This window comes from Streptomyces sp. NPDC002573, assembly GCF_042889625.1.
GTDB lineage: Bacteria > Actinomycetota > Actinomycetes > Streptomycetales > Streptomycetaceae > Streptomyces > Streptomyces gibsoniae.
The window spans coordinates 1-6642 of sequence record NZ_JBIARC010000163.1 but is presented as its reverse complement, the minus strand read 5'-3'; the positions used below and the strand labels follow the sequence as shown (position 1 = coordinate 6642).

General features: G+C 74.2%; 2 protein-coding genes. Both read left to right on the top strand.

Going from position 1 to position 6642, the window contains the following annotated elements:
• On the top strand, nt 1-905 hold a 905-nt coding region (locus tag ACFYX0_RS46105), incomplete at its 5' end, for a beta-ketoacyl reductase (protein ID WP_388981393.1).
• Nucleotides 906-1260: 355 nt separating this feature from the next.
• On the top strand, nt 1261-6642 hold a 5382-nt coding region (locus ACFYX0_RS46100; RefSeq protein ID WP_388981390.1), incomplete at its 3' end, for a beta-ketoacyl synthase N-terminal-like domain-containing protein.

Here is a 6642-nt window from a genome sequence, read left to right as displayed (position 1 = left end):
CGAAGGTGGTGGGTGCGGGGGAGCTGGACCGGGTGGTGCGGGACCGGAAGGTGCCGTTGGACTTCTTCGTCGCCTTCTCCTCCGTCGCCGCCCTCGTCCCCACCCTGGGGACGGGCGGATACGGCGCCGCCAATGCCTTCCTGGACGTGCTGATGGCCCGCCGCCGTGCCGACGGTCTGCCCGGGATCTCGGTCAACTGGGGACCCTGGGCCGAGGTCGGCATGGCCGCCCGGGACTCCGCCGACCACGAGAAGGCCGGGCTGCGGCCGATCCCGGCGGACAGCGGTGCCCGTCTCGCGGTCCGGCTGGCCTGTGCCGCCCCCGCCACCGCGGGTGTCGCCGTCGTACCGGCCGACTGGGCGGCCTTCCGCTCCCTGCTCGGCGACACCCTGCCGGACGGGTATCTGGACCGGCTCGCCGGTTCGGCCACCGGGTCCGGGGCCACCACGGCCCCTGCCGGGCGTACGGCTGCGGCGGGTGGTGCCGCGGACCGGTCGCCGTCGCTGCGCGCCGAGCTGGCCACCGCCCGCGACCCCCATGCCCTGCTGGCGGAACGGGTCGAGCTGATGCTGCGCCAGGTGCTCGGCTCCCGGCAGCCGGTCGGCCGGCACCAGGGCTTCGCCTCCCTCGGCATGGACTCGCTGATGGCCGTGGAGTTCCGGGCGCGGCTGTCGGACGCCCTGGAGCTGAAGCTCCCCACCACCCTGGCCTTCACCCACCCGAACCTCGACGACCTCGTGCCTTTCCTGGCACAGCAACTCGCCCTCCCGTCCGCCGAACCGGCCGAGGACCCGGCCGGTGACGTGGAGCAGGAGGGCTCCGGCGCCACGGCTCCCGCCGACACATCGGCGAGCGAGCTGATGGCCCGTATCTCGGAGAAGTACCGCTCACACCGGCGCGCCTGACCCGGCGCACCGGCCGCGGGAGCACCGACCGGGTGCTCCCGCAGTACCGCGACACGTACCGAGAAAGGGACAGGTACCGAGACAGTGACGACCCTCACCGCCACCGTGCGCCGCCCCCCCTCCGGCCGCCCCCGCCCCTCCCGCACGCGCTCCGGAGAGCCGCTGATGACCGGGCGGAGCGACACCGCCCGGGACCGTGCGCCGACCCGGCCGGCGTGTCCGCGGTCCGCCCGCACCGGTCCCACGGCACCGGCCGACGCACCGCCGCGGCGCGGCACCGAGGTGCGCCTCCTACGCGCCTTCGCGCACTGAACCGCCGCTCCGAACCGTCGAGTTGTTGGAGGGAAACGCCACCATGGCCGGAACGACGCCGCACGACGAGCTGCTGGCCTCGCTGCAGCAGTCCGTGTACGTCATCGACAAGCTGGAGAGCGAACTCGCCCGCAGCCGCGAGGAGATCGCGATCGTCGGCATGTCCTGCCGGTTCCCCTCCGCGAACGGTACGGCCGAGTTCTGGCGGCTGTTGCGCGAGGGCACGGACGCCATCACCGAAGTCCCGCCGGACCGCTGGGACATGTCGGGGCTGTACGACCCGGACCCGGCCGCCGCCGGAAAGCTGTACACCCGCTACGGCGGCTTCGTGGACGGCGTGGACCGGTTCGACCCGCTGTTCTTCGGCATCTCCCCCAAGGAGGCGGCCCGTCTCGACCCCCAGCACCGGATGCTGCTGGAGGTCTCCTGGGAGGCCCTGGAGGACGCCGGGCACGCCCCGAGAACCCTGCGCGGCAGCCGTACCGGCGTCTATGTGGGCATCGCCGAGAACGACTACGCACGACTCGTCGAGGAGGCCGCCGGCACCCGGCTGGAGCACTACGACGCCACCGGCACCGGCTTCTGCTTCGCCTCCGGCCGGCTCTCGCACGTCCTCGGGCTCCAGGGCCCCAACATGGCCATGGACACGGGCTGTTCCAGCTCCCTGGTCGCCCTCCACCAGGCGGTGTCCGCGCTGCGGCTCGGCGAGTGCGACCTCGCCCTCGCGGGAGGGGTGCATCTGCGGCTGTCCCCGACCACCTCGCTGTCGCTGGCCAGGACCGGGGCGCTGGCCCCGGACGGCCGGTGCAAGACCTTCGACGCCCGCGCGGACGGGTTCGGCCGCAGCGAGGGCTGTGGGATCGTCGTCCTCAAGCGGCTGTCCGACGCCCGCCGGGACGGCGACACCGTCCTCGCCGTCGTACGCGGCTCGGCCGTCAACCACGACGGTCCCGCGAGCGGCTTCACCGTCCCCAACCAGTCCGCGCAGATCTCCCTGATCCGCGACGCGCTCGCCAACGCGGACGTCGCACCGGACGAGGTGTCCTTCGTCGAGACCCACGGCACCGGCACCGCCCTGGGCGACCCGATCGAGGTCGGCGCCCTCGCCGCGGTGTTCGGCCGCAGCCCGCACCCGGTGCTGCTGGGCGCCGTGAAGAGCAACATCGGGCACACCGAGGGCGCGGCCGGGATCGCCGGTGTCATCAAGACGGTTCTGGCCCTGCGGCACGGCGAGATCCCCGGCAACGTCCACTTCACCGAGCCCAATCCGCATGTCGACTGGGCGGAGCTGCCGTTCACCGTGCCGACCGCGCCCACCGAGTGGCCCCAGGCGGGCGGCGCCCGGGTCGCGGGGGTCAGCTCCTTCGGCATGAGCGGCACCAACGCGCACATCGTGCTCGCGGCCGCCCCCGACGACGACGCTCTCGACGACGACGTTCCCGACGAGCCCAGGTCCGCCGCGGAGTCCGGCCGTCCCGTGCACGTCCTGGCCGTGTCCGGCCGCACCGAGACCGCGCTGGCCGACGCCACCCGCCGGATGGCCGGCTTCCTGGCCGAGGGCGCGGGCGGGGCGTCCCTCGCCGACGTCTGCTTCACCGCCGACGCCGGCCGGGACCACTTCGAGCACCGGCTCGCCGTGGTGGGCGGCTCGCCCGGGGAACTCGCCGAACGACTGACCTCCGGCACCGGGGCCCGCGGATACGTCCCCGCGCACCGGCCCGAGCCGACCGTGGCCGTCCTCTTCACCGGGCAGGGCGCGCAGTACCCGGGCATGGCACGCGAGCTGTACGCCGCCCAGCCGGTCTTCCGCCGGACCGTCGACCACTGCGCCGAGCTCTTCGACCGCCACCTGGACCGCCCCCTGCTCTCCGTACTGCACCCGGAGGACACCGGTGCCGCACGGGACGGGGAAGGCGGTCCGGGACAGGAGCCGCTGGACCGTACGGAGTACACCCAGCCCGCCCTGTTCACGGTCGAGTACGCCCTCGCGGAACTGTGGCGCTCCTGGGGCGTCACCCCCGACGTGGTGCTCGGCCACAGCGTCGGCGGGATCGTCGCGGCCTGTGTGGCCGGGGTGTTCACGCTGGAGGACGCGACCGCGCTGGTGGCCGAGCGGGGCCGGCTGATGGGAGCGCTGCCGGACGGCGGAGTGATGGTGTCGCTGCGCGCGGACGAGGCCGCCGTCGCCGCCGCCGTCGCCCCGCACCCCCTGGTGTCGATCGCCGCCGTGAACGCGCCCGGCGAGGTGGTCGTCTCCGGTGCGGCCGACCAGGTGGAGTCGGTCGTGGCCGCGCTCGCCGAACAGGGCGTCGAGGCCCGCCGTCTGCCGGTGTCGCACGCCTTCCACTCCCCGCTCATGGCTCCGGTCGCCGAGCCGCTGCGCGCGGTCGCGCGACGGCTGCGCTACTCGGCCCCGCGTATCACCGTGGTGTCGGACCTGACCGGTGCCCCGGCGGACGCGGACGAGCTGTGCGACCCCGAGTACTGGGTACGGCACGCCCTTCAGCCGGTGCGGTTCGCCGATGCCGTACGAGCCGCGCACGCCGAGGGCGCCCGGGTGTTCGTGGAGGCCGGGCCCAAGCCGGTGCTGCTGGGCCTGGGCCGGGCCTGCCTGCCCGATGCCGGGAGCGACGCGGATCATGCGGACCACGCGGACCACGCGGACGACGCCACGGCCTGGGTGCCGAGCCTCAGGCCCGGCCGGGAGTGGTCCGAGCTGCTGTCCGGCGCCGCCGCCCTGCATGTGCGGGGCGTACCCGTGGACTGGGCGGCCGTGGACGGCCGTACCCACGCCCGGCGGGTGCCCCTGCCCACCTACCCCTTCCAGCGCGAGCGCCACTGGTTCACGGCGCCGCCGGGGAGCGTGGCCCGGGCCGCCACCCGGGTCAGGCCCCTGCTCGACACCCGGGTCCGCCTCCCGCTGTACCGGGCGACGGTCTTCCAGACCGAGCTGGGCACCGGCACCCTGCCCCTCCTCGGCGAACACCGGGTGGGCGGGGCCGTGGTGTCACCCGGCGCCTGCCATCTGGCGATGGCGGCGAGCGCGGCCGAGGCCGCCCACGGCACGCGCACGGTCGTCCTGCGCGATGTGGTGTTCCCCGGTCCGCTGGTACTGCCCGACGACGGCACGCGCACGGTCCAACTCGTGCTGAGCCCGGCGGCGGACGCCTCCGAGCAGGAGTTCCAGCTGCTCGACGCCACCGAGGCGGAGGGACCCGACGCCGACGGGCCCGAGGGCCCCGCGAGCGCTCCCGTGTTCGCCGGCGGCCGGGTGGTCACCTCGGAAGGTCCCGGGACGGACCGGACCGTGGATGTGGCGGCCGTACGGGACCGGCTCGGCCGGGAGACCGACCGGGACGCAATCTACGCACGGCTCGCCGCCCACGGCATCGAACTCGGGCCGCGCTTCCGCAGGCTCGACCGGATCTGGGCGGACACGGACGAGGCCCTGGCCACCGTGACCCCGCCGGAGCCCGGCGCCGCCCCGCTCGCCCCCGTCCACCCCGGTCTGCTGGACGCGTTGTTCCAGCTCACCGAGGCGTGTGCGCTCGCCTCGGACGCGTCGGACGAGGCCCGGCTGCCGTTCGCGGTGGCCCGGCTCGTGGTGCACCCGCACGCCGACGAACGCGCCCACTGGATCCACGCCCGCCGTACCGACGACGGCCGGTGGGACATCGACCTCCTGGACGCCGACGGCAGGCCCCTGACCGAGGTCGAGGGCTTCGAGGACCGTCCTGCCCCCGCCCTCACGGCCGCTTCTGCGGAGTGGGCGGAGTGGTTGGTGGGGGTGGAGTGGTCGGAGGTGGCTGGGGAGGGTGTGGGCCCTGGGCTTTCCGGGCGGTGGTGCGTGGTCGACGGCTCTGGTGGGTCCGGTGGTTCTGGTCTGGTGGATCTGGGGCCGGGTGTGTCGTTGGTGGGGGATGTGGCGGAGGCGGAGCACGTGGTGTTCGTGGCTTCCGCGGGTGGCGAGGCGGCCGGTGGCGAATTGTCAGTGGGTGTTGATGATGCGTCGCGTGCGTTGTCGTTGTCGGTGGGGTTGCTGGAGTTGGTGCAGCGGTTGGTGGCGTGTGGGGTGCCTCCGCGGTTGTATGTGGTGACGTCTCTGGGTCAGGTGGTGCGGGGGCTGGAGCGGCCTGATCCGGCGCAGGGTGCGGTGTGGGGTCTGGTGCGGACGGTGCATGCCGAGCATCCGGAGCTGCGGTGTGTGGTGGTGGATGGTGACGGGGCGACGCCGTTGGAGCGGTTGCTGCGTACGGAGCTGCCGTACAGCGCGGTGCGAGGCGAGCGGCGACTGCGCCCGGAACTGACCACCGTCGCCGACCCCACCCCCGCCCCGGACCCCAGCAGGCTGGTGCTCACCGAGTACGGCGGACCGGAGTATCTGCGATCGCGGCCGGCCCGGCGCCGGCCCCCGCGGGCGGGCGAGGTCGAGATCGAGGTGCGGGCCGCCGGCCTCAACTTCCGTGATGTGCTGATCTCGTTGGGCATGATGCGGGACCACTACGCGCAGGCCTACGGTCTCGAACGCGCCGGGGACATCCCGCTCGGCTTCGAATGCGCCGGCGTCGTCACCGCCGCGGGCCCCGGGGTGACCCAACCGGCCGTCGGCGACGCGGTGATGGCGATGACCGAGGGCGGCTTCGCGGACTACGTCACCACGTCGGCGAGCCAGGTCGCCCCGCTGCCCGAGGGGCTGTCCATGACCGAGGCCGCCACGGTCCCGCTGGCGTTCCTGACCGCCTACCACGCCCTCGCCCGTCTGGCCTCGCTGCGGCCCGGCGAACGGGTGCTGGTGCACGCGGCCTCCGGCGGCGTCGGCGGGGCCGCGGTGCAGATCGCGCAGGCCCTCGGCGCGGAGGTGTTCGCCACGGCCGGCGCCGGCAAGCGGGACGCCGTACGGGCCCTGGGCGTCACCCATGTCCTGGACTCCCGCAGCACCTCGTTCGCCGAGGAACTGCTCGCCCTCACCGGCCAAAAGGGTGTCGACGTCATCCTCAACAGCCTCAGCGGCGACTTCATCCCCGCCGGTCTGTCGGCGCTCGCACCCGGCGGACGCTTCGTCGAGATGGGCAAGCTCGACATCTGGTCCCCGGACCGGATGCGGAGCGAACGGCCCGACGTCGGCTACTTCCCGTTCGACCTCGGCGACGACGCCGAACGCGACGGCACGCTGCTGCCCGGCCTGTTCGAGGCGCTGGGCGAGCTGTTCGCGTCCGGCGCGCTGCGCCCGCTTCCCATGACGGTGTTCCCCCGCCGGGACGCGGCCCGCGCCTATGCCCATATGCAGCACACCCGGCACATCGGGAAGGTCGTGCTCACCTTCGACCGGCCCGTGCGGTTGTCGTCGGAGTCGGCGTATCTGGTCACGGGTGGTCTGGGTGGTCTGGGGTTGGTCGTGGCGCGCCGGTTGGCGGCGGAGGGTGCG